The 17,379-nt window shown below is 66.3% G+C and carries 18 protein-coding genes; 12 read left to right on the top strand and 6 right to left on the bottom strand.

The genetic code is table 11. The features are described from left to right. Positions 1–318 precede the first annotated feature (318 nt). Entirely contained in the window at positions 319–1,392 is a 1,074-nt protein-coding gene (locus RMCN_RS16700; protein ID WP_067391818.1) for a WGR domain-containing protein, read from the top strand. A gap of 29 nt (positions 1,393–1,421) precedes the next feature. Here RMCN_RS16700 and RMCN_RS16695 read toward each other — a convergent pair whose 3' ends face one another. Then, positions 1,422–1,988 carry an Imm61 family immunity protein gene (locus tag RMCN_RS16695; protein ID WP_067391815.1) on the bottom strand — a complete coding sequence of 189 codons (567 nt, stop codon included), beginning with the start codon at positions 1,986–1,988 and terminating at the stop codon, positions 1,422–1,424. A gap of 273 nt (positions 1,989–2,261) precedes the next feature. Here RMCN_RS16695 and RMCN_RS16690 point away from each other — a divergent pair, with 273 nt between their 5' ends. The 3 genes from RMCN_RS16690 to RMCN_RS16680 all read left to right on the top strand — a co-directional run bounded on the left by RMCN_RS16690 (position 2,262) and on the right by RMCN_RS16680 (position 4,869). Continuing rightward, a complete protein-coding gene (locus tag RMCN_RS16690; RefSeq protein WP_234787689.1) occupies positions 2,262–2,510 on the top strand; it encodes a hypothetical protein in 249 nt (82 codons plus the stop codon). Between the two features lie 152 nt (positions 2,511–2,662). Further along, complete coding sequence (locus RMCN_RS16685) at positions 2,663–3,967, top strand: Imm63 family immunity protein (protein ID WP_131808558.1); 1,305 nt, start codon at positions 2,663–2,665, stop codon at positions 3,965–3,967. A 263-nt stretch (positions 3,968–4,230) separates the two neighbouring features. Then, positions 4,231–4,869: a hypothetical protein gene (locus RMCN_RS16680; protein ID WP_067391291.1), complete on the top strand. Its 639-nt coding sequence runs from the start codon at positions 4,231–4,233 to the stop codon at positions 4,867–4,869. A gap of 36 nt (positions 4,870–4,905) precedes the next feature. Here the strand turns inward: RMCN_RS16680 and RMCN_RS31535 are convergent, their stop codons facing one another. Beyond that, positions 4,906–5,991: a C40 family peptidase gene (locus tag RMCN_RS31535; RefSeq protein ID WP_067391288.1), complete on the bottom strand. Its 1,086-nt coding sequence runs from the start codon at positions 5,989–5,991 to the stop codon at positions 4,906–4,908. A 321-nt stretch (positions 5,992–6,312) separates the two neighbouring features. Between RMCN_RS31535 and whiA the strand changes: the two genes are divergently transcribed. After that, positions 6,313–7,317: a DNA-binding protein WhiA gene (gene whiA / locus RMCN_RS16670; RefSeq protein ID WP_067391285.1), complete on the top strand. Its 1,005-nt coding sequence runs from the start codon at positions 6,313–6,315 to the stop codon at positions 7,315–7,317. A gap of 445 nt (positions 7,318–7,762) precedes the next feature. Here whiA and RMCN_RS16665 read toward each other — a convergent pair whose 3' ends face one another. Beyond that, positions 7,763–8,038 (bottom strand): hypothetical protein, encoded by a 276-nt coding sequence (locus tag RMCN_RS16665; RefSeq protein ID WP_131808557.1) that lies wholly within the window; start codon positions 8,036–8,038, stop codon positions 7,763–7,765. Positions 8,039–8,179: 141 nt separating this feature from the next. On the opposite strand from RMCN_RS16665, the gene RMCN_RS16660 reads away from it, so the two are divergent. The 5 genes from RMCN_RS16660 to RMCN_RS16640 all read left to right on the top strand — a co-directional run bounded on the left by RMCN_RS16660 (position 8,180) and on the right by RMCN_RS16640 (position 12,557). Further along, on the top strand, positions 8,180–8,899 hold the full coding sequence (locus RMCN_RS16660) for an 8-oxoguanine DNA glycosylase OGG fold protein (RefSeq protein WP_067391279.1): 720 nt from the start codon (positions 8,180–8,182) through the stop codon (positions 8,897–8,899). 178 nt (positions 8,900–9,077) lie between these two features. Then, positions 9,078–9,437: a hypothetical protein gene (locus RMCN_RS16655; protein ID WP_131808556.1), complete on the top strand. Its 360-nt coding sequence runs from the start codon at positions 9,078–9,080 to the stop codon at positions 9,435–9,437. A gap of 64 nt (positions 9,438–9,501) precedes the next feature. After that, positions 9,502–10,158 (top strand): hypothetical protein, encoded by a 657-nt coding sequence (locus tag RMCN_RS16650; protein ID WP_067391272.1) that lies wholly within the window; start codon positions 9,502–9,504, stop codon positions 10,156–10,158. Positions 10,159–10,942: 784 nt separating this feature from the next. After that, a complete protein-coding gene (locus RMCN_RS31530; RefSeq protein ID WP_234787688.1) occupies positions 10,943–11,239 on the top strand; it encodes a hypothetical protein in 297 nt (98 codons plus the stop codon). Positions 11,240–11,498: 259 nt separating this feature from the next. Then, positions 11,499–12,557 carry a hypothetical protein gene (locus RMCN_RS16640; RefSeq protein WP_131808555.1) on the top strand — a complete coding sequence of 353 codons (1,059 nt, stop codon included), beginning with the start codon at positions 11,499–11,501 and terminating at the stop codon, positions 12,555–12,557. Between the two features lie 94 nt (positions 12,558–12,651). Here the strand turns inward: RMCN_RS16640 and RMCN_RS16635 are convergent, their stop codons facing one another. From RMCN_RS16635 to RMCN_RS16625, 3 genes are all read right to left on the bottom strand, one after another. After that, entirely contained in the window at positions 12,652–13,722 is a 1,071-nt protein-coding gene (locus RMCN_RS16635; RefSeq protein WP_131808554.1) for an AcrVA2 family anti-CRISPR protein, read from the bottom strand. A 72-nt stretch (positions 13,723–13,794) separates the two neighbouring features. Beyond that, the gene (locus RMCN_RS16630; protein ID WP_067391262.1) at positions 13,795–14,118 is read right to left on the bottom strand and encodes a DUF732 domain-containing protein; all 324 of its coding nucleotides are present in this window, start codon (positions 14,116–14,118) and stop codon (positions 13,795–13,797) included. Between the two features lie 87 nt (positions 14,119–14,205). Then, positions 14,206–14,697, bottom strand: coding sequence for an N-acetyltransferase (locus RMCN_RS16625; protein ID WP_067391259.1), 492 nt, complete (start codon positions 14,695–14,697; stop codon positions 14,206–14,208). 240 nt (positions 14,698–14,937) lie between these two features. Between RMCN_RS16625 and RMCN_RS16620 the strand changes: the two genes are divergently transcribed. Next, entirely contained in the window at positions 14,938–15,582 is a 645-nt protein-coding gene (locus RMCN_RS16620) for a sensor domain-containing protein (protein WP_234787687.1), read from the top strand. Between the two features lie 80 nt (positions 15,583–15,662). Beyond that, positions 15,663–16,163, top strand: coding sequence for a hypothetical protein (locus tag RMCN_RS16615; RefSeq protein ID WP_110765869.1), 501 nt, complete (start codon positions 15,663–15,665; stop codon positions 16,161–16,163). The last annotated feature ends 1,216 nt before the right edge of the window (positions 16,164–17,379 follow it).

Raw genomic sequence — 17,379 nt, 5'->3', positions numbered from 1 at the left:
TTACTGTCGTCGGTGATGCGGGCACCTGAACGACGCGGGGTCAGCCATGCGACGCGGCTCTAGCGTCCAGTATATGCCCGATCGGGCGACAGGCCTCAACATCGGCCACCACCCACCCCCGGGGTCGTGCTGCCCTGCCGGTTCGTCGATCACAGCGTGTCGGGCTTGGGTGGCTGCGTGTGGACAGGCCCGCGCGGTCACCGGCGAGATGGGGGCCGCGGAACCACACCGTGAATGTCGGTGCCCCGTCGTAGAATTACGGTGTTCGTCCAAACGGGCAGGCGTGCGCGTCTGCTCACCTACGAAGGGAACTTCAGCATGGATAACTGCGCAGAATCGGCGACCCTCTACTTCAAGTCCGGCTCCAGCGACAAGGTGTACCGCGCGCAGATCGACGCCGCCGACGGCGGAGGCTACGTTGTGAACGTTGCCTACGGTCGTCGAGGTGGAACCTTAGCCACCGGAACCAAGACCAAATCGCCGGTCGATCACGCCGCGGCGCTGCGGATCTTCGACAAGGTGCTGTCAGAGAAGCGATCCAAGGGATACACCGACGGGGAGGCGGGAACCCCCTACCTGCACAGCGAGAATGCGGGCCGCGTCAGCGGGCTGGTGCCGCAGCTGCTCAACGTCATCGACGAGGCCGAAGTCGGCCGCGTCGTGGCTGACCCGCTGTGGGTCATGCAGGAGAAGTTCGACGGACGGCGGCTCATGCTGCGCAAGGTCGGCGGCACCGTCGAGGGCATCAACAAGCTCGGTCTAGTCATCAACGTCGCAGCACCTATCGCCGCTGCGGCACAGGCGATTCCGGGTGACTTCGTGCTCGACGGAGAGGCGATCGGAGACCGCTTCCATGTGTTCGACATGCTCTCCCACGACGGTACCGAGCTGCGTGAGCAGCCCTACAGTGCCCGCTACGGCGCTCTGACTGCCCTGCTCGACACCGCAGGCCCGTCAGCGCACCTCGGGTACGTCGACTGCTGGACCGACGCCGCCGATAAGGCCGACCAGCTCGCAACACTTCGGACGCGCAACGCTGAGGGGGCGGTGTTCAAGCGATGGGACGGCCCCTATCGGCAAGGACGCCCAAGCAGCGGCGGCACGCAGCTCAAGCTGAAGTTCGTGGCCACGGCATCCGCGGTGGTCACCACCATCAACCAACAGCGCAGCGTGGGCGTGAGCCTGCTCGATAACGGTGACTGGCGCAGCGTCGGGAACGTGACGGTGCCCGCGAATCAGAACGTTCCTCAGCTCGGCGATGTCGTCGAGGTGCGCTACCTCTACGCCGCCCAGGTCGGCGGCGCGCTCTATCAGCCCGTCCTGCTCGGTGTGCGCGATGACGTCGAACCCACCGAGTGCGTAGTGGCTCAACTCAAGTTCAAGGCCAGCTGAGCACGGCGGCGGTGCCCCGAAAGGGTGTGTCAGGCACCCCTCGGGGCACCGCCCGAGCCGGCGCGGTTGCCGGCGGAGTAGGTGCCACCGGTCAGCAACGGTGCACCATCCTCAGCGAAGAACGCTGTCTTCAGCGCCGCGGCGGTGAAACCGAGGAAGTGAGACAGCGGAACGAGCGCCAGGAGGCTGAGGGTCGGATCCGGGGCTGCAGCGACAGGGACGCCGCCGCGGCGCAGTGTTCGGTAGCCACGGTCGAACTCTCCAAGGGTGAACCCGGCAGCGAGATCATCAGCAGCCCAGGGCAGTTCGAGGTAGGGCAGGCCAAGGTCATCGCGGATGTCATCGCCGAACACGCCGTAGAGGAACCGTTCGAGCACTTCCCGGTCCGCGGCGTACAACAGGGTGCGTTCCTCGGCGTCGTCGTCGGCCTGGGTCAGCCGCAGCCGGTCTCGCACCTGGCGGATGAGATACCGCGTCGTCGGTGGACCCATCTGCGATCGCAGCACGAGGGTGTCAGTGGAGTCGTCAGTGCTCCAGGCGTAGCCGGCGGCGCGCGCCCAGCCCAGACAGTCGGGGCTCAGTGCCGGCGCCGCCATGGTGAGCAAATGTAGCCTGCCGGCTGACCGGGGCGAGCCCATCGGCCTTGCCGCCGAGCGTGCGGAGCCCCCTGACCAGCGACTATGACACGTCCCGCCAGTGGCGATCGCAAGCCCGGCCCTGAGCTGTGGTGCAGTGACCAGGCGGCCGGCGTAGCGCGCCCGGCGCCGCCAGTCTGGTGCCCCACGCTGCGGGGACGTGACACCTGCGCTGGTCAGGTGCCAAAAAAGATGTGCAGAAATAGCCCGGCGCCACGTCTTATGGTGGAGACCATGGCCGACAACGTGCTGCCGATGCACCGTGCTGGCCGCGGGCGCCGCGCCCCGGTCTCCGGGCATCTCTTCACCGTCAAAGACGTCGCCGACGCCAGCGGACTACCGCAGCCCGCCATCGGCCAGCTCGTCGGTCGCACATGGACTGACCAGGGGTGGATGTTCACCGCCGACCAGATGCAACTGGCGATCGACATCGCTGCCGAACGCCGCGGCCAGGCCTCGCCCGCCGGTTCGGACACCAGGTAGCAGCGCAGCAACCCCAGCGCACGCGGGGCGCCTGGCCGGTTCACTGCAGCGTCGCCGTCGACCGCAGACTGTCCACCGCCGAGGAAGAAAACCAGTGCTCGCGGGCAGAAACCGAGTGAGCCGACGGTAAATTAACCAAGGTGTCGCGATTCGTGATCAAGCACGTACAGACCGGTCCGCCGGAACTGGCTTCACAGGTGCCAGCTACCGCATCAACAGTGCATCTGCGCCTCGACGAGACCACGGGCGACCCGGTGTTCCACGCCGCCCTCGACGAACCGTGGAAAATCTATCTCCACGACACTGCTGCCGCGGCCGGCCTCCCCGCCCAGCGACTAGGCCGCGACGACGCTGGAGCGTTCGCGTGGGTTACCGAGGTGACCGTGTGGCCGCACCGGCAAGGGGACCAACCGCATCCCGGCATGACCGACTTTGCCATGAACCTCACTTACGTCCTGGATGCCACCCAGGCCGCCGAAACGCCCAACGAGCATCCCCTCGCCGTCATCCTCATCGACGATCTCCCCGACGAGCTGACCGCGGACCCCGCCGCCGCATCAGGCGACACCCACGTGGTCACGCACACCGACACCGGGCAGCGATCGCACGTGACCGCAGGCAGCGAGGAGGCCCAGAGGTCGACAGTCATGACTGCGCAACCCAATTCGACGGCATCCGCCGGCGGTCTCATCCTGCACAGCCTGAGGACCAACGGCCAACTGAGCATCGATTTGCCGGTCGACGCCACCTTGGTGCGCCCCCTCGACCCCGCCGATGACACCGCGCAACGCTGGCTCGTGACACTCGGCCGCCCCGCGCGCTACGTCGCGCAGGAACACACCGGGGCGCAACGCGCCAAAACCATCTCCGATGTGGTGATCACCGCCGACACCGATGCCGCTACCTGGATCACCGGCGACCGGAATCGCACCGTACGCATCGCCGTGGTCACCGGTGACGACCTCGGCCCAGGTGGCCCGACCGTGACCGAGATCGGCACTGCCACCGTCGATATGGTCGGGCAACCGCCCCGCCACCAAGACGCACGAGGTGACCAAGACCTGCCCGGAAGGCTACGTGAGCGCAACGCCAATATCCGTGCCCAACTGAGCATCTGGATCGCCCGTCTGACCGTCGTCGCCGGAGAGCGGCCCCGCGGCGCCCCACTGGAGATCCCCAGCGCGCTCGCTCAGCCAGGCTATTGCCTCGATCAGGACAAGCTGATCTACCGGCCGACCGACCAGCCGGCGGTGAGCACGCACAACGAGGATGAGCTGCTCTACTGGATTGTCTCCGACGTCGCCCAGTCACTGGCCAGGACCTGGGTTCGGCGTGCGCCGTCCTACCGCGGCGACGGTGACGAACGCTCCCGAACGCTGCTTCATCAGAGGTGGTGGACCCTGATGTCGGCGCTGTCCGCCGACTGGGGCGACCGCGCGGCGGATAGCCGGGTGTGACCGGCGCTCCTTCGCAATCGGTCAGCCGGCGACGGAAACAAGCGTGCGGCGAGGTACTTCTCCAGTAGCGCAGGCCGCGGGGCTTTCCGATGCTCCCGTGAGGTGACCCAGCCTGACGCTCACCGCGAGGAGGAGCACGCGCATGGCGCCAAACAGGGCATGCCCCCGGCTATCGAGACACCGGCTCGGGTCCGCCGCAGTGGACGCCCGGGGCAGACCATGGTCGCCAGTGCGACCCATCATGTCGGCCACGTCGAGGGCGCATGTGCAAGGCAGCTGACGAACCCGGCGGGCCGCGGCGGTGCGCTGCAGAAGCGCGCACGCACTACCAACGGTCGGCGCAGCGCGTTGCCGAGCTGGAGCGTGAGTACGACCGCCTGACCGCCCAGCTCGATGCGCTCACCGCGCAACGCGAGTCCGTGGTGGGGGACATCGACGAGCAGGGGGCCGTGCTGTTCGAGCAGCTCACCGGACACCGACCCGTCACCATCACCAATACCCTCGGCCACGAAGTCACCACCAGCTTCACCGTGGGCGAGCACACGCCGAGCGTGAATCTGCGTTGGGAGGGTCCACTGCCGTGGGGCTCGTGGAAGGAGGCGGCCGACCTGGAGCCTGCGATCGCTCACGCGCTGGCAGTAGCTCTTCAGCGTGGACTCTGGAAACAGGACGACCGATTGCAGCGAATTCGTCTGCCGCACTGCAGTAAAGAGATCAGTCTCGGCGCCAGTTCCAAGATCAAGAACGGTGCATCGTTCATCGTCATCGACACGCGGGAGACCCACGAGTACCGCGGCTCGACGAGCTTCCTCGAACTCGACGGCAAAGCGGCCAAATGGCTGGCAGCCGAACTCAAGGCGGGCAGTCAGCGGTTGCTGGACCTAGAGCAGAAGGTTTCGTAAGGCGCTCGCGCACAATCTATGTGGCGAAGCGTCCGGTTAAAAGATGCGCTTGACCACGACATCGGTGGGCATCGCCGCGATGCGCACCACATCACCGCGTTGCGGGGCGTGCACCACCTGACCGCCGCCCAGGGCGATCTGCACGTGCTCGGGGCCGCGGCTGCTGAACCGGGAGAACACGAGGTCGCCCGGCTGAGCATCGGCTGGGTTGATCCGCGTGCCCAGCTTGATCTGGTCGTAGGTCGTGCGGGGGATGTTCTCTCCGGTTGCCTGCGCGGTGGCCCACTGCGACAGCCCCGAGCAGTCGAACCCGCCGCCGGTGGGGCCGCTGGCGTTGCCGCCGCCCCACACATACGGCAACCCCTGCGCGGTCAGCGCTTTCTCCGCCATCCGCCGGCCGGCCTCGCTGCCTCCGCGGCCGGACGGCAGCGCCGAGGCCGATCGCTGCTCACCGGAGGAGCTGTCCTTCGTCGAGGACGCCGGCGAGAACGCTGACGCCAAGCTCGCCGCCGGGGAAGACAGCGCACTCAACGGTGAACCGCCCCCGCCACCGGGCATCCCGCCGCCACCGCCGGGCATGCCGCCACCGCCAGGCATGCCGCCGCCGGGCATGCCGCCCCCGGCGCCCTGCATCGCCGCCTTGGCCTGCTCGTAATAGCGCTGGGCGAGACGGTCGACGAGCACCCGGCGCAGATCAGCCGGCGGCATTTGTGCCCGCACGGTGTTGGCGCCATTGCCGACGGCATCGACCTTGGCTTGCAGCACGCCCATCTGCCCCATGGGCGTGCCCTCCACTGGAGCCAACTGGCCGCGCCGGTCGGCGTAGGTGTCCTGGGTGCCGTTGAGCTCATCGCGGGCTGCGGTCACATTGGCCGCCGATTCGTCGACGACAGGCACCAGCGAAGGGTCGACCTCGGCCAGGGCGGCGCTGATCTCAGCCTGGCTCTTGCGCTCGTCGATCAACTTGTCGATGAAGGTGCCCAACCCGCCCGGAAGGGCATTGAGACGCTGCTGGATCTGGGCGGGTACCTGCGACGGCAGTGGGGCCGTGACCGGCGTGCCCTCGCCCAACAGCCCCCGCAACTGGTCGAGGATCTGGGTTACCTCATCGCCGGTGCTCATCGCAGAGTGACCTCGATGGCGCAGAGGATGAGCGCCTGGCGCGCTCGATCAGCTGTGTCAGCCACGCGGTGCTCCCTCCCGTGTCGAGATCAATATTCCCACGACTGGGGATCATGTCGTGGTTGTCGCACGTCACGTCTTCTCGCGGGTGTGGTTCGATTCGCCACTCTCACCGAGGCCCAGTTATCGAAAATCGTCAGCTGTCGGGGCCGGGTTGAGTCCACAACCTGGGGCATCATGAGGCGAACACGGTCTCTCGCGGACCGGTCATGCACACGCGTCGGGCTCCGCCGCGGCGAGCACACTCAAGGAGAACCCACGATGACGGCAACAGGCGATGCGAAAGCAGAACTGAGCCAGCTGGTGGTGCGCTCACCCTCGGCGCGCAAAGCCGAAGTCTCGGCCCTGCTCCGATTCGCCGGCGGTCTGCAGGTCGCCCACGGGCGGCTGGCCGTCGTGGCCGAGGTCGACTTGCTGGGTACCGCCCGGCGGTTATGCCGAGACGTCCACGACCTCTTCGGACAGACCCCCACGATTCGGCCGGTCGCTCCGGCCGGCGGCCGCGGTGAGAAGTATCTGGTGCGGGTCACCGACAACGCCGAGGCCCTCGCCCGCCAGACCGGGCTGCTGAACCCTCGCGGTCAGCCGGTGCGTGGCATGCCCGCCCACGTGGTAACCGGTCAGCTTCCTGACCTGGAGGCGGCGTGGCGTGGAGCGTTCGTCGCGCGGGGGTCGCTGGTGGAGAACGGTCGCACGCGCGGCATGGAGGTCAGCTGCCCAGGCCCCGAGGCGGCGCTGGCTCTCGTCGGCGCCGCGCGCCGACTGGGTGTGCAAGCGAAGATGAACGAGATCCGGGGCGTCGATCGCGTCGTTGTGCGCGACCCCGAAGGCGCCGGCGAGATGCTGCGGCGCATAGGGGCGGTCCAGACACACCAGACCTGGATGCAACGCCGTCAGCGCAGCGTCGAACGCGTCCCGCTCGATCGGCCGTCCAACTTCGACGACGCCAACCGCAGACGCTCAGAAGCAGCCGGCGCAGCCACCGCAGCCAGGGTGTCCCGAGCGCTCGACCTCCTCGGCGCCACCGCACCGGCACATCTCGCGGAGGCGGGGCACCTGCGGATCGCGCACCCCGGCGCATCGTTGGAGGAACTGGGCCGCATGGCCGAGCAGCCGCTGAGCAAGGACGCACTTGCCGGTCGTCTGCGGCGGCTGCTATCCGTCGCCGACCGGGCCGCGCGCCAGGCCGGGCTGCCGGACACCTCGGAATACGTGCTTGGCGACAATGCCGGCGCCTCTGATCTCGAAGCACGACGGTCAGGCTGACCGCGCCTCCTCGAGTGACTGTCGCGGCCGCGTCATGTGAAAGGCCAGCTCACAGGCGGTATCCGGGCGTCGAAAATTGGTGCACGTGACCCTCCTGGCGGCGTGTGAGGATCTACGTAGCGACCAAAAGGTCCCACGTTCGACGTGGTGGCTGGTCGCGACGAGGCGAGAGGACGGTCAGGCCATGGACGCTGCGACGGGAACGTCGGGAACCAACGACCCGGACTGGACTGTAGTGCGCGACTTCATCCGCGATCTCAAGATCGCGTGCGATGACCTTCACGCTGAGCCGTTCAACCCTCAAGCGCGAGACACCGTACTGCGCCTACTTCAAAAAGGCAGTCCCGCAGCCGATTCCGCGCTAGAGCGCGTTGCGCGAGCACGCCAAGACCCAGACGCTGGTCACCTTCGGCTGCTCTCCGATCGGTAATCGGGGCGCGCGGACTTAGACCTGCTGAGTACGCCACCGCGCCTGTTCGAGTTCGGTGGTGTGTTCACGAACCGCCACGGTCAGATGGTGGACTTGCGCCGTCAGCTCGATGACGGCCGCAACGGCAGCCAGCCCGATCATCTCGCTCGCCGGAGGATCGGGGGTGGATTCGGGCGGGTGGCCCAGAGCCCGTGAGTGCGCCTCGTGGGCGTCGTCTCGGGCTATTTTCCGCGCTTCTTCAAGCGCCGCGTCGAGTTTTCTGATGTCGGGTTGGGGTGTAGAGGTGGTCATGGCGCGATCCTCGCTCATGATCGAGACACGGAACAGAATTCGCAGGTCGCAGCACCGCGCCGGCCGCCGCGTGGCCGCACCGTCATGGTTAGGTCGAACCCGGCCAGAGGTTGTGAACGCGGCCGCCAAGGGGAGGACGAGATGAGCTACCAACACGACGACCAGGCCGCGGAAGAGGCCGCACGCCATGCCCTCGCCGCGGAGCAGCTCGACACCCTGCGAGACCGACTGGCTGCAAAGCGCCGCGCGCTCGGGGAGGGCGGAGTGCGCGGGCACCGCATCGACATTGGCACCAACTGGGGCGAAGCCCTGCCCCCGGCGCTGCGCGACACCACCAGCGTCTCCCGCGGCGATGTGTTCGACTTGGCCGCCACAGGTGACTGGCCGGCGGTGTTCGCTGCCAGCTTCATCTGGGGCACCGGACGTATCGGCTACGGGCCACACCGCTACCGCGAAATTGTCGAGGGGACCCATGGGCGACTCGGTGAAATGCTCACGGCCGCTGCAGAAGCCGCACAGCACGACGTCATCGCGGGGTACGCGCAGTTCTACGGGGGGTACGACCCAAAGCAGCGCGCGTCCGCCAACGCCGACGGGTGGTCGCGGATCGACAACTTCGGCCCGGCGTTCTTCACCAAGTTCCTCTACTTCACCACCCCCGGCGCACTGATCCTGGACAACGTGCTCGCCCGCAGAGTGCGCGATTTCGCAGGCATCCCGCACCTCGTCGTCGGCCGCGGCCGATCAGTGGCGTGGAGCCCGTACCGATACGCGGTGTACCTGAAGTGGATGCACCAGACAGCCCGCGCGCTCGACGCCGAACCCGACGAGCTGGAGCTGACACTGTTCACCCTGAAGTGACGGATCGCCGGCGCCGCGGCGGGGAAGAAAACCTGCTCCGCGCGATCGGATCGACTATCCCGTTCGGGCGGGCCGATGTCGGTGGCCATACGTATCATTAATGCTGTCGGACAACGACATACAGCGAACCGGCCGAACGCGAGCGTTCGGTTACCGAACCCGCGAAGGGACGCAACAGATGCTGAACTTAACCGCCACGACGCAGCCCGCACACACCGCCGCCCACGAGACCGGCCCCACCGCCCCCGGTCGCACGAGTGGCCAGGAACGGGAGGCGATCGCCAACGCTGCCGCGCGCATGGCGGCGCTGGGAATTGACCCCAACGCAGCGGTCTACGTCGATGACGAGAACAGGCTTCCGTCCTACGCGCGGCATCTCGGCGCCGCGTGGGGCGGCCAAGAGCTGGATGACGAAGAGCTGGACTACGCCATCGGATGGCTGCCCGCAGAGGCGTTCCTCAACGACGACTCACCCTGGCCCGGGTCATACAACCCGTACATCACCCTCGCCCACCTGCGAGCGCTCGCCGGGGAGTGAACCGGCCCGCGCCAGAGCCGGTGGCGTAGCTTGCCAAGGAACACTAACGACCAGGGGGTTGAGCATGAAGCGCAGTCGGGGACGGCATGCCCGAATCGTGTGTGGCGCGGTCGGCGTAGTCGCCATCGTCGCGGGATGCGGAAACGCATCCGAGACACCAGAGGCCTCAACCTCCGACGCACCCGCTGCCACCGTCACCACGTCGGTGAGCCTGCCGATCTCCACGACCGATTCACCCGCCGCGGCCCCTCCTGCTCGTGCAGCACCTCCCGCAGTGCCACCAGGCAAGGTACTGGCTGGCCCGCAGTCCTCGTGCACGTCGACTGTCTCCGCCACACCGATCGACCTCACCGCCGTCGACGTCAAGGTCGGAGAGATGGCCGGCCGCGCCGGCACCAGCGCTCAGGTGACCATGACCTATACCGGGGACGTGCCGACGACCGGGACCGTGCTCTGGTCCCTGCTGGCCACCAACCCAGATGGCGCGAGCGTGCAGCTCGGCTACAAGACACTCGACGGGCAGAAGATCGGCTACTTCTACTTCCCCTTCGCCGAAGGCACCCAGCACAACATGGACGGCTTCGCCGACACCGATACCCCCGGCGAGATCGGCATGGTGCTACCCCAGGCCGGCCTCGACGCCCTGGGCCCGGTGTGGTGGTGGTCAGCCACGGTCAACGTCGACGGCAAGGACATCGACTTCTGTCCCGACCCGGCCTGAGCCCGCGACCGGGCACAATGACAGGTCCCCGGTCAGACGACCCACGGGCCGTCCGCCGCGGCAGCACGAACTGGGTCGAAACCGGGGAGGAGTGACTGAGTGGCCTCGCTGACGCGATACGGCACCGAAGTGGGATCGGCATTCAGCCTGCTCGGCCAGAACGAAAACGACCTGACCGCAGCACTCGGCTTCACCATGGCGCGCTGCACCGCACTCAGCGATGCAATACTCCGCCGCGTCTGGCCGACGCTCGGAGAAGGCGAAGACATCAGCTTCGCGCTGGAAGTCCGTGCCGAGATCGGCCGCACAGACCTTGAGGTGCGACTGCCCTCAGCGCTGGTCATCTTCGAGGCCAAACGGGACTGGCTGCTTCCCACGAAGATGCAACTGGCGCAATACGTCTCGCGCATCCACCGATCCGGGTCGGGCGCACTGGTATCCCTATCCCAGGCCTCCACTGCGCTTGCCGAGACGCAACTGCCCACCGAGATCCAAGGTGTCCCCGTGGTGCACCTACCGTGGCGCGACGTCCTCGCCGACATCGCCGCCACCCGATCGATATGCCGTGGGCGAGAACGTATCTGGCTTGAAGAGCTGCACACCTACCTACTGGAAGTGATACGCATGCGCACAGTGGCCGACAGCCTGGTCTACAGCGTGGTGCTCAGCGAAGACCCGCCCGGGCGGCGAGGGCACCCCGACATACCGCGAGTTCGTCACCGATCACCTCTGCTACTTCCACCCCTACGGCGTCGGGGGATGGCCCACCGACCCGCCGAACTTCATGGCGTTCCGGTGGGCCGGCGCCGTGCAACGCATCCACCGGATCATGCACGCCGATGTCGTCCCCACCATCCGCGACCGATACCCGTACCTACCCGCGAACGACGCCAGCGACCGACCGCACGCCGTGTACGACCTCGGTCCAAGACTTCCGCCGCTCGAACCCGTCCCCAACGGCGCCGGCATCTACCCGTCGTCACGACTCTGGGTCCTGCTCGATCAACTGCAGACCGCACCGTCACTCAAGGACGCGATCGCGGGGACGCGTGCACTCCAGGACAACTGGGTTAAAGGCTGACCGCGACACGCAAGAAGCTGAGACGCATTGCAGCCGGAATGCAATGTTCAAACTCTTTCCGTACCACACCGCACGGTGCTAGCCTTGCCCCAGTGGCAAAGGGTGTTTGCCGATAAAACGTCTATGTAGATGCGCCGCGCAGCGACTGCACTGACGCAAGGTTCTCAGAATCGCACCTAGGGCGAAGACACCACTCGCAATCGAGTGAGGTCGGGATTGCGCGGGATTTCGGCCTTACGAACTGCGAGGAGTGAACGCCATGACTAGAGACAATCGCCGCAAGAAGGCGGCTCGCGCGTACCAAGCCGAGCACGATAGCGGCTATACCGAAGGCCGCCGCGCCACCGAACGGTCCCCAGGAAGCGATCGCCGCAGAAGGGCCGCAGTAATGCTGGCCGTTCCCCGCCCCGATGTGTACACAGAACTACTGCGAATCCTCACCATCCCGATGGGTGACCCGTTCGTTCGAGGTCTCATCGACAAGATGTTGGATAAGGCAAACGCAGTGCCTCTGCAGAAGGACGCTGACACAGGGCAGCTTTGGAATGTAGTGATGGCCGGCGGGTGGGGAACCGTCGGCCAGGTGGACTCCAGGCACGCTCACGAACTGGCCGACTTCATTCGGACGCTCGTGGACGAACTCAATGATGATGCATTAGTCGCTGCGGCAACAGGACTCGGCATCACTGAGGGCGGTGTGAGCACTCTCGCTCGAATCGGCTACGAGATCGGCGCTGGAGAGGACGGTAAGGCGCGAATGGCGGGGGCGATCATCAGTCAGCGGCCTGGCGCTTCCGCAGAGGTGCGCGCCCAGGCGACCCAAGTCGCTGCTGGGGTACGGGAACATCTACGTGATAAGAGCGGCAAGGCGTGGGATGACTATGACCGAACAGTGCTGCGGCAGAATGTATTGGAGGCCTTCGCCAGGGTGGGCGACGCGTACCTGCAAGCGAGCGATTCCACAGAGGTGCGGGGCCTGACGTGGCGTCGTTTACCCGACGGTTCCCTGCGCGCCGATACCGCGGGACCCGATGGAAACACCGTCTCGGTGCTGCTGGAGGCACTTAACGAGGACGAGGACGAGGACGAGATTGTCGAGGGGCTGGAGCCAGAGATGTACACGGAGTTCTACCCGACAGGGCGGAACCGAATCGCCCAAACGTACATGTGCTTTGTCGGAATTTTCGATGAGGGTGATCGTGAATCAGACGTTGGCGCACTAAGTTTCGAAGAGCTGTACTCGTCGGGTCCCCACGGCCAGCTTGATGGGCAAAGAACCGCGATCGAGGTTCTGGCGGAGGTACTCGCCGACGCCTAGGTGCGAAAAGGGGGGTCGAGGAGGCCCGCGCGGCGCTTCGGCTCGCGCGGGCGCTTCGGCCCGTCGCGAGGGGCGGCAGATTTCGCGCCCGTTGCTATGGATCGCGGACCGTAGGGTTCAGTCCGTGCTCAGCGTTGACCGGAGTGGGTGGGTACCACCGCAATTCGTAGTGCCAGTCGACTCCCTGGGCGCCCTGCAAGCTGCCGACAACTCGGCCGGTGGCGTTTCGTTCGGCGATCCGGACGCGGTGCCAGTGTGCCTTGCGGATGTGGGCGGGTAGGCGCCGGCCGTGGGAACCCGGTGCGCCGGCCGTGGCAGTTGGCTGGCCGGTTGGTGGCGTCCGGTGCTGACGTAGAGCCGCCCCAGTACGCCAGCCGAGGTTTCCGATGTCAGTGGCCTTGATCTGGTGGGGCCGTGCGATCTGCTCGGGTGGGGGCCAATCAAGGTCAGGATCAGTGGCAGCGGTATAGAGCAGCAACGACAGCGACAGGGTGATCAGGGTGGGCAGCTCCCGGCCCTGGGATTGTTCAAAGTCAGTGGCCATTGAGACCGAGGCGTCGATCAGCTCGGTGAGGGTGGTTGCGTGGTCGGCCAGCTCACCGCGCAATTGGAACGTGACCGTCTGAAGCCGAGGGCGCGGGTCGCCGTCCTCTTTGAAGACCCAGAGGCAGCGCACCCCGTCTGACCCCGCAACGTCGACATAGCGCGTGAACTGTGCGCCGTCGAGTCGCCAGCGGTCCTCGCTCGTCGCCGCCTCCGATCCGCGATGGAGCCCGGGGGTGCCGGCGGCGTCGACCGAGCGGATGCCGGTGGCGATCATGCCGGTGTAGTGGCACAGACGAATGCCGTCGTGCAGCGAGAGCGGTTCGGCGAGGCTGTAGGCGATGGCGTCGAAGGGAAACCGGTCGAGCCAGTCGGGCACCAGCTCGACATCCGTGTGCGAGTCGATGAGGGCGGAGGCGAAGTCGCCGTCGACGCGCAGGACCACGGGACTGGCGTCCCAACGGTTCAACATCGCGGTTGTTGCAGCGCGCATCCATTGGCCATCGGGGCCACGTGTGCCGCCGCCGCCTGCCCACAGTCGCAGCGCCGCCACGACGTCGGCGGCATCATCGACCTTGATGTGCCGCTTACTGCGGCGGTCTAACCGAGCGCGCTTCCCCACGGCGTTCATCCTGCACTGCTGCTGCGACACGCTCAGCTGCGAAGGCGGCCCACCGTGGCCGTGCGGTAGCGATCAGCCGGGCGCTTGAGTGCACATGGTGCCGCGGGCCGCACCCACCAAGCTCGCAGCCTGGGCAGGGCTCGCCCCATACTGGCCTGCAGTGGCGTCGATGACCGCCTGAGCGGGCTGCCCGGTGTAGAGCAGTCGGCACGCCTGCTTGCCGGCGAGCAGCAGCTGGTCATCGTTGCCGGGGAAGTTACCGCGGACACCATTGAGGAAATTGGTCTCATCGGCGCTCAACGGGATGGGCCACGCAGCGGCCGGCCCCGTCGCGGCCCCGAGGAGCGCCCCAGCCGCCACCACGGCCACCAGCGCCTTGATTCCTGCTCGCCTCATCTCGGTACCTCCCCTGTTGGTCCGTTTGCTCTCGACCAAGAGCCTACGGCGCTCCAGAGGGGCCCTGATGCACCAAAAGCGCCGGGGTCAGGAAAGGTAATCGGGGCCGGTCTGCCAGCACGGCGGAGCGATGAAGAGGGTGCTGGGGTCCTCGTGGTCGGGGTCGTAGTCCGGCGGCATGAAACTGGACCAACCCAGCGATGCCCAGAACTCGTCGGCGCGTTCGCTGTAGGCCAGGAGGCGGCGGTCAGGGTGGCGGCGCGCGAACTGTTCAATGACTAGCGTGCCGACCCGCTTGCCCCGCGCCTCGGTAGCGACCTCGAAGAAATCGATCTCCAAGCCTTCAGCACCCAGATCGGGCACCCCGGCGTAGTGATCAATCTCGATGCGGTCGCCGAGCTTGATCCGAGCCACCTCGGTACGCGCATCGAGCACTTGGACGTACCAGGGGTCGTCGTCTAGCTCACGCACCTCATCCCACCAACGGTCATGGTCGTAGCGCTGCGACTCATCGAATGGGGGGACCCACGAGTAGCGGTTCGCGGTGCCGCGACGGAGGTCGACGAACTCAAAGGTCACCTGGAAGAGCCTATGACTCGGATGACCCCGGCGGATCCGCTCCTCTTGGAGATGACGGAAACGAGCGGCTGAGCTGGTACTTCAACATAGGAATGTCTCACGACGCTGGGAGGACGGCAGTTGATGACGAGTCAGGTAGGGGCCCTGGAAGGTCGTGCAGTGCGCGCTGACAGTCACTCAAAGCGGAGGTGGCTCAGTAAATTTCGGTTCGGTCCGGCGTACTGCGCGGTGGTGGCGTGTGTGCTGACAGCAGGATGCACGGTCAGCACCAATGGCACGGTCGTCGCGGCCCCCACGCTGGGCCAGGCTCCGCGACCGGTCCCGACCGCAGCGCTGTCCAGTGTCCTGCTCAGTCCCCGCGAGGCAAGCTCGGTCATGGGCGCCTCACTCAGCGTCGCCAGCTCCAGGCAGGGGCTGTACGAGAACCGGCCACTGGACGATGGGTGCTTGGTATGGGGCCAGGCGCAGCGCCACACCTATGAGGGCAGTGGGTGGACCGCGGTGCGGGTCGAAGAGCTGCGCGATCGCCCCGATGATGCCGACCACATCGTCTATCAGGCAGCAGTGGCGTTCCCCGATGCGGCCAGCGCGCAGGAACTCTTCGCCGGCCAGGAGGCGGCGTGGTCGCGGTGCGATGATCGGCGGGTCGACCTCCGGGACCCAGGCGACCCCGATGCGCACTATTGGTCGCTGAACACCGCTACCGAGCAGCAAGGCGTGCTCACCATCACCCGCTCCCAAGAGGACAACCCAGGTTGGTCATGCCAGCGGGCGATGACGGTAACGAACAATGTGGTGGTTGACCTGGCGGCATGTGCCATGGACGTCAACGACCGCGGCGTCGAGCTGGCGCAACTCATCGTCGACAAGATCGCCCACGAGTAGTCGATCACTGAGGCTGAACCTGGCCCGCCCCTCCTACTGGTTTCGCTGCGTGCGATGGGAGGGGAGCGGATGATTGCCAAATGGGTGATGGTGACTCCGGCATCGATGACGATGACTTCATGGTCGAACACGCGGCCTGGCCCGATTACACAAATCGCGATAACTGGACTGAGGACGAGGCTAAGTATGCAGCCGAGTTCGAAGCGAAGCGCGAGCACCAGTCGAACGAAAGGAACCTGAGGCTGCACCCGTTGGCCGAACGCCCGTTCTCGGAGGCGTGGCTTCGTGGCGTTGCACTTTTCCACGATTACGCCGGCATCTTCGACCATTCTGGCAAACCGACACCAGAAAGCTACCGCGCCTGGCCGCCCGATGTCGTCTCGATCAAGAAGCACATAGATGAACTGTCGTCGAGTGACGCAGTATTTATCGCCGCAATGGTGAGCTTCTTCAATGGCGACGCCGGCGGCAAACTCTTGCGCGGGCTGGGGGCATCGGGGCTGAGCGACATAGCTGCCAGCTTGAACAAAGAGCGCCGGCAGATTCTCGCTGATTTATTGGTGAGCTACCCGGGCTGGTGAAAGTCCGTCGACGTCGGCTTAGCAGCGTTCTGCAGCGCCTCTTGGATAAGTGCTTCGCCAGTCGCACTGAGAGATTGCTGGCGCCGGTCTGCTTCGGCGTACAGGGCCTCAGCCGTTTCTGGGTGCAGTCGCACCTCAACCCGCACCCGTGTCAGTTTGTGAAGCTGTGGTCTTTGCCATGGCGTCATCTCTCCCTCTCCCTCTCCCTCGATGTGGTCCATGGATGGCGAGCTTAATGTGAAATGCGTGAATTGCATTGGCGCAAAACGCATACGGGACTTAGCGGTGTCAAGTCCCCGGCGCCCATCGGAGGCAGGCTGAAGCCACGGATGGGCTCATATGCACTCGCCGAGGCGACCGCGGTTCCCGACCGTGTAGGCGCGTCGGCCCAAAACTGCTAGCGGTTGGTGTGGGCGACTTCGGAGAGCTTGATGTGTGGCGGCTCGGTCAACGGTGGGCGGCCCCTTCTGTGCGGCGGTGGTTGCTGAGCATCTCAGCTGACGGCCGGGTTGAGGTGGCGGTTTCTGGGGTGGAGTCGTGTGCGCGCGCTGGGGTGCCGGCCTGTTGTCCGGGCTTTGGTGGCCGGCGGAGCCGGGCGCCGGCAGTGGATGGGCAGCAGTGGTGAGTCGCCGGCGGGGCCCAGGGGGTCGAGGTTGTGGGGGAGGGGCCAGTAGGAACATTGACCCTCAGGTATTGCAGTCGCACTAGTGCGGGGCAACGTCCGTGCGGGAGTGGGCGGGCTCGCGGTAGCAGCGACTCCTCGATGCGAGGAACTGCAGCCGGGGAGCGCCGTAGGCGCCGCTGCATGCAATCGAATACTGCTGCCCCGCAACGCATATGATGGGTTAGGGCGCAGCCCGGGCGCTAAGTCGAGATGCCAAGTCGGGCAACGACCTCGAGTCAGATCCGCCGGCCGGCACCCATAGCCCACCCACCACGGTCGAGGCGAAGCCGAGACGGAGTAGCCGAAAACCACTGCAATACAGTATGATTGAAGAATGACCAATGGCGAAGCCATCACCACCAACGGATACCAAAACCGTTGCAGCACAACGGCAAAGCGACCGCCGGCGATGGCCGCAGGCCATCCAACCCAACCCGTCAACTCGAAAACCGTTGCCTAACAACGACACCCAACCCGGCACATAGGCGCCGCCAGGCGCCGGCCTCGATGCCCGCCGCAGGCGGGCTCCTTCCACCCGGCGAAGCCGGGGGG

It is taken from the genome of Mycolicibacterium novocastrense, from assembly GCF_001570485.1.
Taxonomy (GTDB): Bacteria; Actinomycetota; Actinomycetes; order Mycobacteriales; family Mycobacteriaceae; genus Mycobacterium; species Mycobacterium novocastrense.
Note: the sequence above shows the minus strand (reverse complement) of the source record. Positions and strands in the feature narration are given on the sequence as shown.